Here is an 18,114-nt window from a genome sequence, read left to right as displayed (position 1 = left end):
CCGGCCCCAGCGAATTTCCCGGCATCCGTGGCGGAAGATGGTCAAGATGAGCGACTGGATCCGGCCGATCGGGCGGGGCTGGGTGGTCCGCGACGCGGTCCCCGGCCCCGACGTCGACGAGTTCGCCGAGCCCGAGCGCGTGGTCGCGGCGCTGGCCGCGCCCGGTGCCGCGGACAGCCTCCTGGCCGTGCAGCACCCCGCCCGCACGCCCGCCGCTCTGGCCCGCGGTCTGGACCTGACGGCCGCCGTCCCGGTCGCCCGCGCCGTGCTCGAACGGCTGCGCAAGCGGTTCTACCGGCCAATCCGCGACGTCGTCGCGCCCTACCGGATCGAAGGGCCGGACGGCGTGGCGCTCGGCCTGCTCTGCCTGGTCGACCCGGCGGCGGTGACCGATGACGGCGCGGCGCGCGTCCGCCACACCGAGGACGTCTACCCCGACGTCGTCGCCGAACGGGCCGCCGTGCTCGCCGGGCTGGGCTGCGCGACCAGCGCGGCGCTGCTCGTCCCGGCCGCCGGCGGCCCGGAGCTGACCGAGCAGGTCGAACAGGCCTGCGCCGGCCTCGGCCTGCCCGATCTGTCCACTTCGGACGCGGCCGGGCGGCGGCACGACCTGTGGGTGGTGCCCGAAGGACCGCTGCAGAGCCGGCTGCTGGCCGCGGTCGCCGGCACGGACCTGCTGGTCGCCGACGGCAACCACCGCGTGGCCGCCGCGGCGGCGGCCGGCCACGGCGCGCTGCTCGCCCTGGTCACCGCGGGCCCGGCTTTGCGGATCGGCGCGATCCACCGCGTGCTCACCGGCACCGGCCTCGGCCCGGAGGACCTGGTGACGCGCTGGTGCGCGGCCGGCCTGGACGTCCGCTACGACGACCACGCCGTGCCGGTGCCGGGCGAGGTCGTGGTGCGCGCCGGCCCGGCCGTGCTGCGGGTGCCGCTCCCGGCCCCGGACGGGCCCTGGCCGGTGATCGACCACGAGGTCGTCGAGCAGGTCCTGTTCGCCCGCGCGCTCGGCGTGGACCCGGACGGGCCGTGCGTCCGCCCGCTCCCGGCCGGGCGCCCGCTGCCGCCGGACGCCGACGCCGTGGTGCTGCTGGCCCCGGTGAGCTACGCCGATGTCCTGGCCGTGCACTCGGCCGGGCGCCGGATGCCGCGGAAGGCCACCTACTTCACGCCGAAGCCGCGCAGCGGGCTCGTGCTGGCCGGGCTCTAGCGGGCGTCCCACCAGGTCAGGACCCGGGTGGCGAACAGCGTCAGCCACTTCGACGGCTGCCCGGCGCCGGCGTCGACCGCGAACCACACCCGGCCGGCGTCCGTCCGCCGCTGCAGCCACGTGCCGTCCGGCTGCCGGGCGGCGCGGACCAGGCCGATCGCCTCGCTCAGCCGATCGTCCGGGCGGCCGGCGTCGCGGAAGTACGCGGCCGCGTTCAGCACGTCGTAGCGCCAGCGGAACGGGTAGCCGAACTCGCGCACCCACGGCCCGATCGGCTCGCCCGTGGACCGGCGGCGGAACAGCCCGCGTTCCAGCAGGTATTCCTCGCCGGAGAGGTGTGCTTCCCGGGACGCCGGGGTGCCGCCGGTCGCGGTTTCGTACGCGAGCAGGCCCTTGAGCGCGTTGAGCGTCGAATGGACCGACGAGCGGGTCGAGCCCTCGACCCACGCGCAGTTCCAGCCGCCGTCGGGGAGCCGGTGCTCGACGAACCAGTCCGCGATGCCGGCGACGTCCGCGCCGAGCCACACCCCGTTGGCCAGGGTCCAGGCGTTGATGCAGCAGTCGACTTCGCCGTCCCAGTACGGCAGGTCGTCGTACTCCCAGCGGCAGTTCCGGGCGAGCAGTTCGGCCGTGCCGCGCAGGACCGCGGCGTCGAGACCCCATTCACGCAGGGCGTTCAGCGACCACGTCGTCGCCGTCCACGGCTGGTCTTCGTCCCCGCGGAAGCCTGCCGGGAAGTACGCGCCGCCGGCCCAGCGGCCGTCGGGGTCCTGTGCGGCCAGCAGGCGGGCGCCGAACCCTTCGGTGGCGACCCGTGCCCGGGTCGCTTCCCAGACCTCCGGCGGCTCGCCCGTCAGGTCGCGCTCCACCTGCCAGCGCAGCGCCGGATCGGCGTCGCGCAGCCAGGCGAGCACGTCCATCAGGCCCCCGTGACGCCGTCGATCGCCTCGCGCAGGAAGTCCGCGTGGCCGTTGTGGCGGGCGTACTCGTGGATCATGTGCAGCATCACCAGCCGCAGCGAGACGTCTTCGCCCCAGCGCGCCTGGTGGCCGGTGACGTCCAGGGACTCGGCCGCTTCTTCGATCGTGCGCGATTGTTCGACCTCGGCCTGCCACGCCGCGAAGGCCTCCGACCGCGTCGAGGAGCTCGCGTCGTAGGCGGCCTGGAAGTCGCCCTCAGTCGACCACACCAGCGGGATGTCCTCGGCGTTGATCACCCGGCGGAACCACGTGCGTTCGACCTCCGCCATGTGCCGGACCAGCCCGAGCAGGGACAACGTCGACGGCGGGCTCGACGCCCGGCGGAGGTCCTCGTCGGACAGTCCGTCGCACTTCATCGCGAGGGTGGCGCGGTGGAAGTCGAGGAAGGTGCGCAGCATTTCGCGCTCGCCCCCGGTGAGGGGCGGTGCGGGGCGTTCGGTGGTCACGCGGGAGTGTCTATCACGCCGAGAATTTGTCGTACCCGTGTTTTAAGCTCGCGCCGTGGACTTGCCCGTCATGCCGCCGGTGCGGCCGATGCTCGCGAAAGCGGTGCACGACGTCCCTCGTGCCCCGGGGCTGCTGTACGAGCCCAAGTGGGACGGGTTCCGCTGCATCGTGTTCCGCGACGGGGACGAGATCGAGCTCGGCTCCCGCAACGACCGCCCGCTGACCCGCTACTTCCCGGAGCTGGTGGAGTTGCTGGCCGCCGCGCTGCCGCCCCGCTGCGTCGTCGACGGCGAGATCGTGCTGGTCACGCCGGCCGGGCTCGACTTCGAGACGTTGATGCTGCGGCTGCACCCGGCGACTTCGCGCGTGCGCAAGCTGGCCGAGGAGACGCCGGCCAGCTTCATCGCCTTCGACCTGCTCGCCCTCGGCGACACCGACCTCACCGAGCAGCCCTTCCGGGAGCGGCGCAAGCGGCTCGAAGGCGTGCTGAGCAGTGCCGCCGAAGGGCTGCAGCGCGTCCACCTGACCCCGCTGAGCGAAGATCCGGCCCAGGCCGAGGACTGGTTCACCCGCTTCGAGGGCGCGGGCTTCGACGGCGTCATGGCCAAGCCCGGCGACCTGCCGTACGAGCAGGACAAGCGGGTGATGCTGAAGGTCAAGCACGAGCGCACGGCCGACTGCGTGGTCACCGGGTTCCGCTGGCACAAGGACGGCGTCGGCGTCGGTTCGCTGCTGCTCGGGCTGTTCGACGACGAGGGCGTGCTGCACCACGTCGGCGTGGCCAGCAGTTTCACCAAGGCGCGGCGGGCCGAGCTGGTCGAGGAACTGGCACCGCTGCGGGAAAACGCGCTCGAGAACCACCCGTGGCGCTCCTGGGCCGAGTCCGAGCCCGCGCCCGGCCGGCAACCGGGCGCGAACAGCCGGTGGGCTCCGCAGAAGGACCTCTCGTGGGAGCCGCTGCGTCCGGAATGGGTGGCGGAGGTCCGCTACGAGCACCTGGAGGGCGGCCGGTTCCGGCACGGCGGGCGGCTGGTCCGGTTCCGGCCCGACCGCACGCCGGAGTCGTGCACGTACGCCCAGCTCGACGAGGCGCCGCCCGCCGAGCTGGCGAAACTGTTCGGGGAGGCACGGTGAGCGCGGCGGTCCTGCTCGACGTCGACGGCGTCGAGGTCAAGATCAGCAGTCCGGACAAGGTCTACTTCCCCGAGCACGGCGAGACGAAGCTCGACCTCGTCGAGTACTACCGGGCGATCTCCGGGCCGCTGCTGGCCCGGCTCGGCGGGCGCCCGCTGATGCTGGAGCGCTACCCGGACGGCGCCGGCGGCAAGAACTGGTTCCAGAAACGCGTGCCCAAGGGCGCGCCGCCGTGGCTGACCACCACCGTCGTCTCGACGCCGAACGGCACGACGAGCGACGCGCTGGTGGCCAAGGACCTGGCCCACATCCTCTGGGCGGTGAACCTCGGCTGCCTGGGCTTCCACGTCTGGCCCTACCTCGCCGACACGCCCGAGGTCACCGACGAGCTGCGTGTCGACCTCGACCCGTCGCCCGGGATCGGCTTCGACGAGCTGCGCGAAGCCGCGGTGCTGACCAAGGAGTTCCTGGCCGAGCACGGCATCGAGGGGCACCTGAAGACGTCGGGTTCACGGGGGCTGCACCTGTACGTGATGCTGGAGCCGCGCTGGGACAGCTTCCAGGTGCGAGCCGCCGCCGTCGCGCTGGCGCGGGCGCTCGAACGGCGGCACCCGAAGAAGATCACCGCGCAGTGGTGGAAGGAAGAACGCGGCGCGCGCGTGTTCGTCGACTTCAACCAGAACGCCCCGCACAAGACCGTGTTCGGCACCTGGTGCGTGCGCCCGCGCGTCGGCGGCCAGGTGTCCACGCCGATCGGCTGGGACGAGGTGGACACCGTCGAGCCCGACACGCTGACACTGAGCACGGTGCCCGCGCGCGTCGCGGAGCGAGGCGATCCGTGGGCCGGCGCGGGGGAGCGGCCGCAGTCGATCGAGCCGCTGCTGGAGATGTCCGAACGGGACATGGCGGCCGGCCTGATGGACGCGCCCTGGCCGCCGGTGTACCCGAAGATGCCCAACGAGCCGCCGCGGGTCGCGCCGAGCCGCGCGAAGAAGGCGTGATCAGGGCGGGCCGAGGCGGGGGTGGAGCTGGGTCCAGGCGGTGAGGGCGACCAGCGCGGTCAGCCCGAACACCGCCGCGGACCCGATCCCGGCGGCGGCCGCGCCGGCCAGGGGTGAGGCCACGGTCTGGCCGGCGCCGAGCCCGGCGAACGACCACGTGATGCCGCGGGCGGGCCGGTCGGGGAACAGGCGGGCCGCCCAGAGGATGCACAGCCCGGTCAGCGCCATGTAGGTGACGCCGAACAGCGCGCCGGAGAGCAGGGCGACGGGCACGCCCGGGTGCGGCAGCGCGAGGAGCGCGATGCCCGCGGCCGCGAGGGTCCACGTCGCCAGGTTGACCGCGCGCAGGCCTGCCCGTCCGGCTGCCCGGCCCGCCAGGCCGCCGAGCAGCCCGGCCACGCCGATCGCGGCCCAGCACCAGGTCGCGGCCACCGGGCCCAACCCGGTTTCGGCGAGCCGGGAGGTGGAGAACGTCCAGTACGGCGCGCTCGTCACGCCGATGAGGACGGAGTTGACCAGGAGCGGAACCATCCCGCGGACCGGGCCGGCGGCGTCGGGCACGCCGGGCGATCGTGGCAGCGCCCGCCACGCGATCAGCGTCACCACCACGCCGAGGGCGGCGAACGCCGCCCAGATGGCCGGCCAGCCGAACGCCAGCAGGGGAGTGAACGCCGACGCGGCCAGCCCGAGGCCGGTCCCGGTGTTGGCCCAGGTCTGCGCCCGGTCGCGGGTGCGCGCCCCGACCGTCTCGCCGATCAGCTGCGCCACGCCCGGGGAGACAAGTCCGGCGCCGGAGCCCGCGACGGTGATCCCGGCGCCGAACACCACGACGTGCGGGGCCAGTGCCATCAGGCCGAGGCCGAGCGTGGCCGCCGCCGCGGCCAGCAGCACGGTGCCGCGCGCCGACCGCGCGGACGTCCGCGGGGCGAGCAGCAGCCCGAGGCCGTACCCCGCGGTGGAGAGGCCGCCGAGCACGCCGACACCGACCGTCGTCAGCCCGAACGTCTCGCTGAACCGCGGCACGAACGGCCCGTACGCGTAGCGCGCGAACCCGTAGCAGAGGGCGATCACCACCGCGCCGAGCGCGGCCGTGGACCACCAGCTGTCCGTCTTCGTCCGCGTCACCATCACCTCCACCAAACAGACAGGTCTGTATGGTGTCAAGTGAGGCTGGAATCATCGCAGGTAACCGGCCATACCGATCTGTTCGGAGGTGTCGTGGCGCGAACCCGTCCCGGCGATGCGGGCGCGAAGGTGCTCAAGGCCGCGTCGGCGTTGTTCTACCGCGACGGCATCCACGCCGTGGGGGTCGACACGGTGGCGGCCGAAGCCGGGGTGACGAAGGCGGCCCTCTACGGCAACTTCGGGTCCAAAAGCGGGCTGGTGGTCGCGTACCTGCGCGAACGCGACCGGCGCTGGCAGGAGGAGATCGACCGGATCACCGCCGCGCACTCCGATCCGCGGGCGCGGGTGCTGGCGGTGTTCGACGCCTACGAAGCCTGGCTCGCGCGCGACGGCTACCGTGGCTGTGCCTTCCTGAACGCGACTTCGGAGTTCCCCGATCCGGCCGACCCGGTCCGCGAAGTGGTCCGGCACCACAAGACCGCGTTGCACGGCTACCTGCGGGCACAGCTCCGGAACAGCGAACCCGGGCTCGCCGACGAGCTGATGCTCCTGCTGGAAGGCGCCGCGGTCACGTCGGTCGTCGTCCAGAGCCCCCAGCCGTTCGACACGGCGAAGCGGCTCGCGCGGACGTTGACCGCCTAGACCCGCAGGTCGAGGGCGAGCTGGCCCCGGTCCTCGCCGACGCCGGACAGCGTGGCGAGGCACGCCGGGCACGGCGTCACCTCGGACGTGGCCGGGTCCAGCAGCTTCCAGCTGCGGGACTCCCGCTCACCGCAGGCCGAACGCCGGTAGCGCAGGTCGCCGGAGCGGGTCATCAGGTGGGCCAGCGGAACGTCTTCGGGCAGCACGCCGACCAGGTACCAGCGTGGCGCGCTCACCGCGGTGGTCGTCATGGCGGTCAGTGTCCGTCGCGCCGGCCGGACCGGCGCCGCATTTGCCGATCTTCGGCGTGGCGGGACGCGGTCAGGCCTCGTCGGGCAGGTAACGCAGGACGTGCAGCAGGCCGCGCTCGTCCACGGTGCCCGGGTCCTCGGCGAGGCAGCGGCCCAGGTCGGCGAGCACGGCGTCGGTGTCGATACCGGCGCCGATCAGCACCAGCTCGGTCCGCCGCGGCTCGCCCGGCGGCCAGGCCGATCGCTCCAGCTGCACGAACCCGCCGACGGTGTGCAGGTGGAAGCGCGCTTTCGGGCCGGTGGGACCGAAGTCGGCCTGCCCCTTCATCCGGTAAAGTCCGGCCGGCCGCCGCTCGAGGAACTCGACGAAGGCCCGCGGCGCGAGCGGCGTTTCGGCGGTGAAGGTGACCGTCTGGTACTCGGCGTGCAGGTGGTGCGCGTGGTCGTGGTGGTCGTCCTCGCGCAGGTCGTCGAACGACAGCTGCCCGGCCCGCTCGCCGCGGGGTTCCGGGTCGAAGAACAGCCGCGGGTCGACCCGGCCGTGCTCGGTGACCAGCAGCGGGCGGCCGGGCGCCAGCTCTTCGACGGTCGCGGTGAGCTTCGCGAGCGCCTCGGCGGGCACCCGGTCGGCCTTGTTCAGCACCACGAGGTCGGCCAGCCGCAGGTGGTCGGCCAGTTCCGGGTGGCGCTCGCGCGCGGCCTCGAACTCCGCGGCGTCGACGACCTCGGCCAGCCCGCCGTAGCGGATGTCCGGGTTCTCGCTGGCGATCATCAGCCGGATGAGGTCGCGGGGCTCGGCGATGCCGCTGGCTTCGACGACGATGACGTCGATGCCCGCCTCGGCGCTCGACAGCCGCCCGAGCATCGCGTCCAGCCCGCTCGCGTCGACCGCGCAGCAGAGGCAGCCGTTGCCGAGCGAGACCATCGTGTCGACCTGGCCGGCGACGGCGAGCGCGTCGACGTTCACCTGGCCGAAGTCGTTGACGACGACGCCGACCCGGGCGCCCTCGCGGTTGGCGAGCAGGTGGTTGAGCAGCGTCGTCTTGCCCGCGCCGAGGAACCCGGCGACGAGGACCACGGGGATCCGCCTGGCCTTCACGAAACGTCCTCCTCTGCCGGTCACCGCGACTCTAACGCGGGCGCGCGTACCCGGGCGGCCGCCCCCGGTGAAGGCCGTTCGGCGAATGCCCACGAAAAGACGTATGCCGCCACCCGGAAAAGGATCACGGTGCTTTTGCGGCGCGGCGTGATCGATTGACGGAAAACGCGCTGCGCCATGTCCGAATAACGCTTGGTGACAGTTGTTTTTTCAGCTCGACCCGGTGTGCCCTGGCATTCCGGGATCGCCGGGACGTCGTTCCCGACTGGTGGAGTCCACCTCGCGAAACGTGGGGTATCCTCCCCCGTCTGGCCGGAGTTCCCAGGGCAGTGGGGACTTCCGGCCGGCAGTGTCGACGGCGACCTTCGGAGGAACGGTGGACCTTTTCGTCGGGATGCAGATCGCGATTTCGGAGAGTGGGGAAACGCGGTGACCGTTACCCCCGACCGGGTGACGCCCCCGCTGCCGGTTTACCCCCAGCGCGTCTCGGAGGAGCAGAGCGTCGATTCCGCGGAAGCGGAGGAATTCCTGGACCGGATGTTCGCCGAAGGCGCCGCGGAAGCGGGCGAGCGGTTCGAGACCCGCCTGGCGCGGGTGCGCGCCGAAATCATGGAAACCGGGACGTACCGGCACACCCCCGCCGAGCTGGCGTACGGCGCGCGCGTCGCGTGGCGCAACTCGGCGCGCTGCATCGGCCGGCTGTACTGGCGCAGCCTGCGGATCCGCGATCGCCGCCGGGTCACCGGCGCGGCCGCGATCGCCGGCGAGTGTGTCGCCCACCTGCGCCAGGCGACGCGGGGTGGCCGCATCCGGCCGACGGTCACCGTCTTCGCGCCCGACACCCCGGCGGTGCCGGGACCGCGCATCCACAACGAGCAGCTCATCCGGTACGCCGGGTACCGCTTCGAGGACGGCTCCGTCCTCGGCGACCCGCGGTACGCCGAGTTCACCGAGCAGGTGCGAAGACTCGGCTGGCGGCCGCCGGAGCGAAGAGGCTCCTTCGACGTCCTGCCGCTGCTGATCGAGGCCGAGCCCGGCGAGCCGCGGCTGTTCACGGTGCCGCCGGACGCCGTCCTGGAGGTGCCGCTGACCCACCCGGACCACCGCTGGTTCGCCGGGCTGGGGCTGCGCTGGCACGCCGTGCCGGCGATCAGCAACATGCCGCTGGAGATCGGTGGCGTCACCTACCCGGCCGCGCCGTTCAACGGCTGGTACCTCGGCACCGAGGTCGGCGCCCGCAACCTGGCCGACGAGCAGCGGTACGACCTGCTGCCGGTGATCGCCCAGCTGATGGGCCTCGACACCGCGTCCGAGCGCACGCTGTGGCGGGACCGGGCGCTGGTGGAGCTGACGCTGGCCGTGCAGCACTCCTTCGACGCGGCCGGCGTCACGATGGCCGACCACCACACGGAGTCGCACCGGTTCCTGTCCCACCTGGAGCGTGAGGAGCGGGCCGGGCGCCGGTGCCCCGCGGAGTGGAGCTGGATCGTGCCGCCGTTGTCCGGCGGGCAGACCGCCGTTTTCCACCGCTACTACGACGAACCGGACCCATCATAGCGACCCGCGTTCCTGCCGCCGCCGTGAGAACCGCGGAGAGTAGCGTGGAAGCGCCCGTTCGGCGGATCGTGCGCGACCCACGGGGCAGTCCGGTCCGCGAGGGCCAACAATGGACGCATGACCGCAGTCCTCGTCGCCTACGCCGGGCGCCACGGCGGAACCCGGCAGATCGCCGAGGTCATCGCCGCCGAGCTCGGTGAAGCGGGCCTCACCGTCGACGTGCGCGACGCCGCCGACGTGGCCGGCGTCGAGCACTACGCCGCGGTCGTCGTCGGCAGTGCGCTGTACTACCACCGGTGGCGGCCGGAAGCCGTCCGGCTGCTGGAGCGCAACGCCCGGGCACTCGCCGAGCGTCCGGTGTGGTTGTTCCACAGCGGACCGTGCGGCCCCGGCGCGGCCACGCACCAGGTCAGCCTGCCGGCGAACGTGGCACTGCTGGCCGCGCGCGTCGACGCCGAGCGCACGGCCACCTTCGGCGGCAGGCTCGACCCGGCGACCGTGCGCGGCCTGATCCCGAAGCTGCTCGCGTCGGGCCGGCGGGCCGGCGACTTCCGCGACTGGGACCGGATCCGGGCCTGGGCCCGGGACGTCGGCCGCCGGGTCCGCACCCGCGTCGCGCTCTGATCCCTTGCCCGCCCGGGGTGGTGGGTGCTAAACCGGGCCCGAGGTCTTCCCGTGGGAAACCGACGGAACGGGGCGAACGTGACGGAACGGCAGCCGAATCGGACGACGCGGAAGAAAGCGCTTACATCGGACCAGCGCAACGCGTTCCTCGCGGCGCTGCTCGGCTGGAGCATGGACTCGTTCGACTACTTCCTCGTCGTGTTCGTCCTGGCGGACATCGCGAAGGACGCCTCGTTCGGCGCGACGGCGACGCAGCTGGCGTTCATCACGACGGCGACGCTGGTGATGCGCCCGGTCGGCGCGCTCCTGTTCGGCCTGTGGGCCGACCGCGTCGGCCGCCGGATCCCGCTGATGGCCGACGTCGTGCTGTATTCGGTGGCCGGCCTGCTGTGCGCGTTCGCGCCGAACTTCACGGTGCTCCTGGTGCTGCGGTTCGTGTACGGCATCGGCATGGGCGGCGAGTGGGGCCTGGGCGCGGCGCTGGCGATGGAGAAGATCCCGCCGGAGCGCCGCGGGTTCTTCTCGGGCCTGCTGCAGGTCGGCTATTCGATCGGCTACCTGCTCGCGGCGCTGGCGTACCTGCTGTTCCACTCGGCGCTGGACCTGCCGTGGCGCTGGATCTTCGTGCTGAGCATCTTCCCGGCGCTGATCAGCCTGCTGATCCGCGCCCGCGTCCGCGAGTCGGAGGTGTGGGAGGCGGCGCGCGAGAAGCTGAAGGTGACCCGCACGTCGGTCACGGACATCCTGCTGAACCCCAAGGTGATCCGCCGCTTCGGGTACCTGATCCTGCTGATGACGGCGTTCAACTGGATGAGCCACGGCACCCAGGACGTCTACCCGAGCTTCCTGAAGGCCCACGACAACGGCGGCGCGGGCCTGAGCGCGGCGACGAGCACGTGGATAGCGGTGCTGTACAACATCGGAGCCATCATCGGCGGCCTGACGTTCGGGGCGTTGTCGGAGCGGCTGGGCCGCCGCCGCACCATCGTGACGGCGGCGGTGCTGGGCTTGCCGGTGATCCCGATCTTCGCGTTCGACCACGGGGCGGGGATGCTGGCGCTGGGGTCGTTCCTGATGCAGATCATGGTGCAGGGGGCGTGGGGCGTGATCCCGGCGCACCTGACGGAGATGTCCCCGGACGCCATCCGCGGCTTCTACCCGGGAGTGACGTACCAGCTGGGCAACCTGCTGGCGGCGCTGAACCTGCCGATCCAGCAGGCGATCGCGGAGTCCCACGGCTACACCTCGGCTCTGGTGTGGACGGTGGTCCCGGGACTGGTCGCGGTGGCGGTGCTGACGGCGATCGGGAAGGAGGCGAAGGGCATCCGGTTCGGCGAGTCCGCGGTGGCCACCGCGCCGGCGGGGTCGAAGTAGCTCACGGCGTCACGAGCGCCGCTTCGTAGGCGAAGATCGTCAGCTGCACCCGGTTCGACACGTCGAGCTTCGCGAACGTCCGCGTGATGTGCGTCTTCACCGTGGCCTCGCTCAAGAACAGCTCCGCCGCGATCTCCGCGTTCGGCTTGCCCTGGGCCACCGCCGTCACGATCTGGCGTTCGCGGTCGCTCAGCAGCTCAAGCCTCGCCTGGGCCCGGGCTCGCCGCGGGTTGGCCCGCGCCGCCACGAACTGGCCGATCAGCTGCTTCGTCGTCCGCGGTGACAACATCGCGTCGCCGTTCGCCACCACGCGGACGCCGTCGATGATCTCCTGCGGGGAGCCTTCCTTCAGCAGGAATCCGCTTGCTCCGGCCGCCAGTGCCTCGAACACGTACTCGTCCAGGTCGAACGTCGTCAGGATCAGGACCTTCGGCGGCCGCGGCTGGGCCAGCACCGCCGCCGTCGCGACCAGGCCGTTCATCCGGCGCATGCGGATGTCCATGATGACCACGTCCGGCGCGTGGCGGGCGACCTGCTGGACCGCTTCGTCGCCGTCGCCGGCTTCGGCCACCACCCGCAGATCGGGCGTGCTGCCCAGGATCATCGACAGTCCGGTGCGGACCAGCGGGTCGTCGTCGACGAGCAGTACGCGCACGCTCACCCGCCCATGCTAGGGCGCCGGTGTCACCCACGGCAGCCAGGCCCGCAACGCGAACGTCCGCTCGTCGACCGGGCCCGCCGACAGGGAGCCGCCGAGCAGGGAAACCCGCTCGTTGACGCCGGTGAGCCCGGTGCCCGACCCCGGTGACGGCACCGGGGTCGGCGGCAGCGGGTTGAACACCTCCAGCGACAGCCCGGCGCCCGGGCCGCCGCGGACCAGCACCTCCGCCGGTGCTCCCGGGGCGTGCCGCAGGACGTTGGTCAGCGCCTCCTGGAGGATCCGGTAGGCCGCTGTGCCGAGCGGGGGCGGGGCCGTCGACGCCTGGTCGAGCAGGATCGTCACGTTGACCGCCAGACCCGCCTGGCGCGCGCCGGTGACGAGCTCGGGGATGTCGGACAGCGCCGGCTGGGGCGGCTCCGCGGGCCCGCCGGGCGCGCGGTCGGCGAAGCCCGAGCCACGCAGGACGCCGATCACCTGCCGCAGGTCGTCGAGCGACTGCCGCGCGGTGGTCCGCACCGTCTTGGCCGCTTCCGCCGCATCCGGTGTGGTGCCTGCCGTGACCTCCAAAGCGCCTGCCTGCAACGAAAGCAGGGACAGCCGGTGCCCGAGGACGTCGTGCATCTCGCGGGCGATCCGCGCCTGCTCCTCCCGGCGCGCCATCTGGTCGCGCAGCGCCTCCTGCTCGGCGATCCGGCGGCGCGTCTCGGCGAGGCTGTGCCGGACGATCCCGACGGTGAGCGGGACGGCGGTGAACAGCAGCGCGGTCACCACCACCCCGACGAGCTTGGCCGCGGTGCTTCCGGTCGACAGCCAGGCTTCGGCGATCGACGCCCCCGCGAAGCGGCTGGCATCGTTCCAGACCGCGACGCCGGTCGCCGCGAACACCAGCGTCGCCGCGCTCCACCGCCACCAGCCGACGTACCGGGCCGTGAACGCGGCGAGGGCGATCAGCGCCGCCATCGCGTCGCCGGTCAGCAGCAGCGGCGGCACCAGCGCGATGCCGGTCACGAGCAGCGGCCAGCGATGCCGCCAGACCAGCATCACCGCGGCGCCGACCCCGGCGAACCAGCCGAACAGCCCCAGCACCGGGATGTCCGTGGTGGTGCTCCCGGGCACGGCGCTGGCCAGAGAGATGTTGACCGTGCTGCTCAGCACGCCCGCCGCGACGGCGAGCACGGTGTACATCGTGCGAAGCACGGACTGTCCCATGAGGAAAGCCTACGAGGCGGCATCCGCGCGACCATCAGCCCTTCCGCTCGGAGACCCCGCCGCCGGTGACGACTTTCGTCGTAACAGCTCAAGGCTTGCGGATGACGCGGGCCGCCCCGCGGCGCTGGTTTCCTTCTCGCCGTCAAGCAGAGGTGAAAGGAAAACCCCGATGACCGACTACACCCCGATCCAGCAGTACCCGGCCCCCCAGGCTGCTCCGCCGCGCAACGGCCTGGGCACGGCCGGCTTCGTCCTCGGCCTGGTCGGGCTGGTGTTCTCGCCGATCCCGTTCGTCGGCGTGGTCGCGTGGCCGCTGGTCGTGCTGGGCCTGATCCTGTCCGCGGTCGGCCTGGCGCGGGTGCGCGCCGGAAAGGCGACCAACAAGGGGCTTTCGATCGCGGGCATCATCGTTTCGGTGCTCGGGCTGGTCGTGAGCATCCTGTGGGTGGTGGTGATCGGCAGCGCGATCAGCGACGTCAAGGAGCAGGCCGACCAGAAGCACACCATCGTCTACTCGGTGAGCGGGACGGCGAAGACCGCCGACATCGACTACAGCACCTTCGAGCAGGCGGCCTCGGTCAAGAGCGAGGCCGGCGCGGCCGTGCCGTGGACCAAGACGGTCGAGGCCACCGGCATCTACGTCGGGGCGTTCACCGCGACCACCGGCGAGAACGGCGGCTCGGTGACCTGCAAGGTCGTCGTGGACGGCAAGGAGGTCAAGACGGCGACCGCGTCCGGGGAGTACGCGGTGGCCAGCTGCACCGGCTTCTGACGCCCACGCCGCCGAACAGGGACCCGCCCACGGGGCGGGTCCCTGTTCGGTTCAGCCGCAGTGCTCGAACTCGCTGTTGTAGGCCTGGCCGCCGGCCGAGCCGCCCCACTTCACGCACTTGTTCGCCGCCGTGGCCTTGACCGGGCCGGCGAAGTAGGAGAACGAACCCGAGTCCGTCTGCCGCGCCGAGCCCTGGACCTCCAGGTAGCTCGAGGTCGCGGTGGCCGTCCCGGCGGAGGCGTTCTTCATGGTGCTGACGCAGTTCTGGCCGTTGGCCGCGTTGTACGACAGGTAGACCGTGCCGGCCGCGCCGCCGGTGCCCAGCGGGGCGGAGTCGATGACGCTGTAGCCGCCACCGCAGGCCGGGGCGCCGAGCGCGGCCTCGCTGACCGAGGCGTACCGGATCGTGTCGTTCGCGTGGAACTCCGGGCCGGCCTCGAACAGCACGCCGACCGACGACTGCGACAGCTGGACCATGTCGGAGTACGCCGCGTCCTGGCCCCACACGAGCAGGCTGCCCGCGGTGCCGGTCCAGTTGGCGCCCTCGTCGAAGGACGAGTGGATCCGCAGCTCCTTGCGCCGGTCGCAGACGGACGGGGCCGCGAAGACGATGCGGTTGTACTTGCCGCCGGTGTCGGTCGCGCTCATCCGCGCCGTCGAGCCCTCGACGGTCGGCGCGACGAGGTCGGTGGCGTAGGTGAACTTCTGGCTGAAGGTCTCGGCGCCGTCCGAGCTGATCGCGAAGGCGCGGTTGCGCGTGCCGCCCTCGAGGCACTTGTTGCCGTCGTTGGCCTGGTTGCGCGCGGCCGCGTAGACCCGGCCGTCCAGCAGCTCCGTGACGCTGATCTCCTGCGGGTTCAGCGCACTCGTCGTCGGCTTGTCGGTGGCGCCGAGGTGCCAGGTACTGCCCTGGTCGTCGCTGTAGATCAGCGCGCCGATGTTCGAGTAGCTCATCCCGGCGACGAGCCGGCCCTTGTGCGCGCCGCGCGTCAGCACGATCCCGTGCGAGGGCCCGGTGGCCAGCCAGCCCGGCGCCGACGAGAAGCCGAGCTCCGTGGTCAGCGTCTTCGGCGCGCCCCACGTCTTCCCGTTGTCCTCGCTGATGGACACGCGCGGGATCCGGCCGCAGTCGGGACTGGTGAAGCACTGCATGGTCGACAGCAGCACGATCCGGTTGCTGCCCGGGATGACGATCGGCGCGGGGTTGCCCTTCACGTCACCGAACGCGGTGATGACGGTGTTCAGCGCGCCCCACGTCTTGCCGCCGTCGGTCGAGCGCTTCATGACGAGGTCGATCTTGCCGAGGTCGTTGCAGAAGGTGGCGCCGCCGTTGCGGCCCTCGGCGAAGGCGAGCAGGTCGCCGTTGTTGGCCTTGACGATGGTCGGGATGCGGTAACAGTCGTGGCCCTCGGTGTTCTTGGTGAACACCAGCGTGCTGGCCACGTCGGCCTGGGCGGTCGCGGCGCCGACGGCCGCCGGGACGGCCAGGGCGGCGCACCCCAGCAGCCCGGCCAGCAGCCCCTGGGCGAGTCGGGTGATCTTCACGGTTCGAGCTCCCTACGGATTCGTTCTTCGTCTCGCCAGCAGCGTCGACACGATCCGTACAAGAGCCGTACAACCGCTCGTATAACGAACTATACGTGAACGGGAGGAGGATTTCAGGTGAACGCGGCCAGGGTCCCGAATCCGGTCGCCAGCACGAGAAGCGTCGACAGGAGACCGAGGAGCAGGGCGCGCCCGCCGCCGCGCAGCAACGCGCCGAGCCGGACGGCGCAGCCGAGGCCGAACAGCGCGCCCGCGAGCAGGAGCGTCGACACCGTCTTCGCGACGTCGAGTACGAACGCCGGGACCAGGCCGGTGCTCCGGACGGCGACCATCGCGAGGAAGCCGAGCACGAACAGCGGGACGAGCGGAGCCCGCCCGTCGCGGCGGCCGCGTTGGGTGGCGCCGACGAGCGCGACCACCGGGGCGAGCAGGACGACCCGGCTCAGCTTCACCACGACGGCGATCCCGACCGCGGCGGCGCCCGCGGGCCCGGCCGCCGCGACGACCTGGGCGACCTCGTGCACCGAGATGCCGGCCCAGCTGCCGGTCCGCGTGGCGTCGAGGCCGAGCGTGTGGGCGAGCAGGGGGAGCGCGGCCAAGGCGACGCTGCCGTAGCAGGTGACGAGCGCGACGGCGGTGGCGACGTCTTCGTCGTCGCGCTCGATCACGCCCTCCACGGCGGCGATCGCCGAGGCGCCGCAGATCGAGAAGCCGGTGGCGACCAGCAGCGCGAGCCCGCGCGGCACCCGGACCAGCCGGGCGAGGCCGAGCGTACCGAGGAAGGTGACCGCGACGGTCAGCACGACCGCGGCCAGCGTGCCGGGGCCGAGCGCGAGCACGCTGGGGACGGCGAGCTGCAGCCCGAGCAGGACGACACCCGCGCGCAGCAGGCGTTTCGTGAGGCGGGCGATGGCCTGGCGGTGCTCGCCGGTCAGGACGGGCGTGCTGCCGGCGGCCACGCCCAGCACCACGGCGACGGTGAGGGCGCCGGCCACCGGCCACACCGAGCTGAGCGCGTACGCCGCGGCGACGCCGAGCCCCGTGATCGCGAAGCCGGAAGTTCTCGCCGTCGTCAGTGCCATGCCGCCAGCGTCGCCGGGCCGGCGTCTTCGCGGTAGCCGCCGGTTCGCGGGGAGGTCATAGACTGAGGCTATGACCGGACCGGATCTGGACTCGCTGCGCCTGCTGGTGCTCGTCGACGACCTCGGCAGCATCGGCCAGGCGGCCGGGGCGCTCGGCATCGCCCAGCCGTCGGCGAGCAAACGGCTGTCTACTTTGGAACGCCAGCTGGGACTGTCCCTGGTGGACCGCACCCGGCGCGGCTCGGCGCTGACCCCGGACGGCCGGGTGATCGCGGGCTGGGCCCACCGGGTGCTGACCGAAGTGGACGGACTGCGCACGGGAGCGGAGGCCCTGCGCACCCAGCGCGGCGCCCAGCTGCGGGTGGCGGCGAGCATGACGCTCGCCGAGCACTTCGTCCCGGCCTGGATCGGGGAGGTCAAGCGGACCGGGCCGGACACCTACGTCGGGCTCGAGGTGGTGAACTCCGAGCAGGTCGCCGACCTGGTCGCGCGCGGCCGGGTCGACCTGGGGTTCGTCGAGTCGCCAGGGCCGTGGCCGGGCCTGGCGACGCGCCGCGTCGCCGCCGACCGGCTCGTGGTGGTGGTCCCGGCGGGGCACGTCTGGGCCCGGCGCCGTCGTCCGCTGACGGCCGCGGAGCTGGCCGCGACCCCGCTGGTGGTGCGCGAGCCGGGCTCGGGAACGCGCGAGACGGTCGAGGCGGCGTTGCGCCGGGCCGGCGCGGGGCCGGTGACGCCGCTGCTGGAGCTGGGCTCGGCGTCGGCGGTCCGCAACGCGGTGATCGCCGGGGCGGGCCCGGCGGTGATCAGCGAACTCGACGTGGTCCGCGAGGTGGCGGGCCGCCGGTTGGTCCCGGTCCCGGTGGCGGGCGTCGAGCTGGGCCGGGTGTTGCGCGCGGTGTGGCCGGCGGGCCGGCGTCTGACGGGCCCGGCGGCGGAGCTGCTGACGCTGGCGGTGAAGTCCGGTTCCTAGTGCGCCGGGAGGCCGGCCGTGGCCGGGACCACCTGGCACGGCTCGGCAGCCGCCGGTGGAAAGATCGTCACCTCGGGCCGGGAGTGGTCCGGCGCTCGGTTCCGGCCCGCCACGATCTCGAATGCTGCTCGAAGGCCGCGGGTGTTCAGGGCGGGGTCAAGGGTGCTAGGTGGCTGTGACTGCGAGTTTCATGCCGGACTGGCAATCCCCCGGGACGGTGCTGATAAAGTAATTGTTTCCCTTTCTGAGGGTGACGCGGTCGTTCCCGCTCCGCAAGATCTTTGTTCCCTTCGGGGCCGAGCAAGATTTGTATCCAGGAGCGCTCACCAGGCCCACGTTGTGAGCGTCGGCGCTGTAGTTGAACACGAGTACATCGCCTGCCCTGAAACGCTTCCCCCTTGGCCACGAAGACACGTTGAAAGACCAGCCGCTTC

Annotated in this window: 18 protein-coding genes; 9 read left to right on the top strand and 9 right to left on the bottom strand. The window is 72.5% G+C overall.

Features of this window, described 5'->3' with window-relative positions; translation table 11 throughout:
• Window positions 1–46: 46 nt before the first annotated feature.
• Window positions 47–1,207 carry a DUF1015 family protein gene (locus I4Q55_RS04105; RefSeq protein ID WP_206784655.1) on the top strand — a complete coding sequence of 387 codons (1,161 nt, stop codon included), beginning with the start codon at window positions 47–49 and terminating at the stop codon, window positions 1,205–1,207.
• Here the strand turns inward: I4Q55_RS04105 and I4Q55_RS04100 are convergent.
• Together I4Q55_RS04100 and I4Q55_RS04095 are read right to left on the bottom strand one after the other, a co-directional pair.
• The gene (locus I4Q55_RS04100; protein ID WP_206784654.1) at window positions 1,204–2,127 is read right to left on the bottom strand and encodes a squalene cyclase; all 924 of its coding nucleotides are present in this window, start codon (window positions 2,125–2,127) and stop codon (window positions 1,204–1,206) included. The genes I4Q55_RS04105 and I4Q55_RS04100 overlap by 4 nt on opposite strands.
• Window positions 2,127–2,633: a DinB family protein gene (locus I4Q55_RS04095; protein WP_206784653.1), complete on the bottom strand. Its 507-nt coding sequence runs from the start codon at window positions 2,631–2,633 to the stop codon at window positions 2,127–2,129. The genes I4Q55_RS04100 and I4Q55_RS04095 overlap by 1 nt, the downstream gene beginning before the upstream one ends.
• Window positions 2,634–2,688: 55 nt before the next feature.
• On the opposite strand from I4Q55_RS04095, the gene I4Q55_RS04090 reads away from it, so the two are divergent.
• Both I4Q55_RS04090 and ligD read left to right on the top strand, forming a co-directional pair.
• Window positions 2,689–3,768: an ATP-dependent DNA ligase gene (locus I4Q55_RS04090; protein ID WP_206784652.1), complete on the top strand. Its 1,080-nt coding sequence runs from the start codon at window positions 2,689–2,691 to the stop codon at window positions 3,766–3,768.
• A complete protein-coding gene (gene ligD / locus I4Q55_RS04085) occupies window positions 3,765–4,769 on the top strand; it encodes a non-homologous end-joining DNA ligase (protein WP_206784651.1) in 1,005 nt (334 codons plus the stop codon). Before I4Q55_RS04090 ends, ligD begins: the two co-directional genes overlap by 4 nt.
• Here the strand turns inward: ligD and I4Q55_RS04080 are convergent, their stop codons facing one another.
• Window positions 4,770–5,897 carry an MFS transporter gene (locus I4Q55_RS04080; RefSeq protein WP_206784650.1) on the bottom strand — a complete coding sequence of 376 codons (1,128 nt, stop codon included), beginning with the start codon at window positions 5,895–5,897 and terminating at the stop codon, window positions 4,770–4,772.
• 90 nt (window positions 5,898–5,987) lie between these two features.
• Here I4Q55_RS04080 and I4Q55_RS04075 point away from each other — a divergent pair, with 90 nt between their 5' ends.
• Complete coding sequence (locus tag I4Q55_RS04075) at window positions 5,988–6,536, top strand: TetR/AcrR family transcriptional regulator (RefSeq protein ID WP_206784649.1); 549 nt, start codon at window positions 5,988–5,990, stop codon at window positions 6,534–6,536.
• Here I4Q55_RS04075 and I4Q55_RS04070 read toward each other — a convergent pair.
• Window positions 6,533–6,787: a hypothetical protein gene (locus I4Q55_RS04070; RefSeq protein ID WP_206784648.1), complete on the bottom strand. Its 255-nt coding sequence runs from the start codon at window positions 6,785–6,787 to the stop codon at window positions 6,533–6,535. The genes I4Q55_RS04075 and I4Q55_RS04070 overlap by 4 nt on opposite strands.
• Window positions 6,788–6,857: 70 nt before the next feature.
• Window positions 6,858–7,886: a GTP-binding protein gene (locus I4Q55_RS04065; protein ID WP_206784647.1), complete on the bottom strand. Its 1,029-nt coding sequence runs from the start codon at window positions 7,884–7,886 to the stop codon at window positions 6,858–6,860.
• Between the two features lie 429 nt (window positions 7,887–8,315).
• Between I4Q55_RS04065 and I4Q55_RS04060 the strand changes: the two genes are divergently transcribed.
• The 3 genes from I4Q55_RS04060 (at window position 8,316) to I4Q55_RS04050 (ending at window position 11,441) form a co-directional block, all read left to right on the top strand.
• Window positions 8,316–9,443 carry a nitric oxide synthase oxygenase gene (locus I4Q55_RS04060; RefSeq protein ID WP_374194443.1) on the top strand — a complete coding sequence of 376 codons (1,128 nt, stop codon included), beginning with the start codon at window positions 8,316–8,318 and terminating at the stop codon, window positions 9,441–9,443.
• Window positions 9,444–9,560: 117 nt separating this feature from the next.
• The gene (locus I4Q55_RS04055) at window positions 9,561–10,067 is read left to right on the top strand and encodes a flavodoxin domain-containing protein (protein WP_206784646.1); all 507 of its coding nucleotides are present in this window, start codon (window positions 9,561–9,563) and stop codon (window positions 10,065–10,067) included.
• A 171-nt stretch (window positions 10,068–10,238) separates the two neighbouring features.
• Complete coding sequence (locus I4Q55_RS04050) at window positions 10,239–11,441, top strand: MFS transporter (RefSeq protein ID WP_242545350.1); 1,203 nt, start codon at window positions 10,239–10,241, stop codon at window positions 11,439–11,441.
• A gap of 1 nt (window position 11,442) precedes the next feature.
• Here I4Q55_RS04050 and I4Q55_RS04045 read toward each other — a convergent pair whose 3' ends face one another.
• Together I4Q55_RS04045 and I4Q55_RS04040 are read right to left on the bottom strand one after the other, a co-directional pair.
• Window positions 11,443–12,102, bottom strand: a complete 660-nt coding sequence (locus tag I4Q55_RS04045; RefSeq protein ID WP_206784644.1) for a response regulator transcription factor — start codon at window positions 12,100–12,102, stop codon at window positions 11,443–11,445.
• Window positions 12,103–12,111: 9 nt separating this feature from the next.
• Entirely contained in the window at window positions 12,112–13,311 is a 1,200-nt protein-coding gene (locus tag I4Q55_RS04040) for a sensor histidine kinase (protein ID WP_206784643.1), read from the bottom strand.
• A gap of 169 nt (window positions 13,312–13,480) precedes the next feature.
• On the opposite strand from I4Q55_RS04040, the gene I4Q55_RS04035 reads away from it, so the two are divergent.
• The gene (locus tag I4Q55_RS04035) at window positions 13,481–14,083 is read left to right on the top strand and encodes an MmpS family transport accessory protein (RefSeq protein WP_206784642.1); all 603 of its coding nucleotides are present in this window, start codon (window positions 13,481–13,483) and stop codon (window positions 14,081–14,083) included.
• A gap of 51 nt (window positions 14,084–14,134) precedes the next feature.
• Here I4Q55_RS04035 and I4Q55_RS04030 read toward each other — a convergent pair whose 3' ends face one another.
• The gene (locus I4Q55_RS04030) at window positions 14,135–15,628 is read right to left on the bottom strand and encodes an exo-alpha-sialidase (protein WP_206784641.1); all 1,494 of its coding nucleotides are present in this window, start codon (window positions 15,626–15,628) and stop codon (window positions 14,135–14,137) included.
• 113 nt (window positions 15,629–15,741) lie between these two features.
• Window positions 15,742–16,710 carry a YeiH family protein gene (locus I4Q55_RS04025; RefSeq protein ID WP_206784640.1) on the bottom strand — a complete coding sequence of 323 codons (969 nt, stop codon included), beginning with the start codon at window positions 16,708–16,710 and terminating at the stop codon, window positions 15,742–15,744.
• Between the two features lie 70 nt (window positions 16,711–16,780).
• Here I4Q55_RS04025 and I4Q55_RS04020 point away from each other — a divergent pair, with 70 nt between their 5' ends.
• Entirely contained in the window at window positions 16,781–17,680 is a 900-nt protein-coding gene (locus I4Q55_RS04020; protein WP_206784639.1) for a LysR family transcriptional regulator, read from the top strand.
• The last annotated feature ends 434 nt before the right edge of the window (window positions 17,681–18,114 follow it).

Source organism: Amycolatopsis sp. MtRt-6, from assembly GCF_017308975.1.
Lineage (GTDB): Bacteria > Actinomycetota > Actinomycetes > Mycobacteriales > Pseudonocardiaceae > Amycolatopsis.
This window is presented reverse-complemented; position numbering and strand designations above follow the sequence as displayed.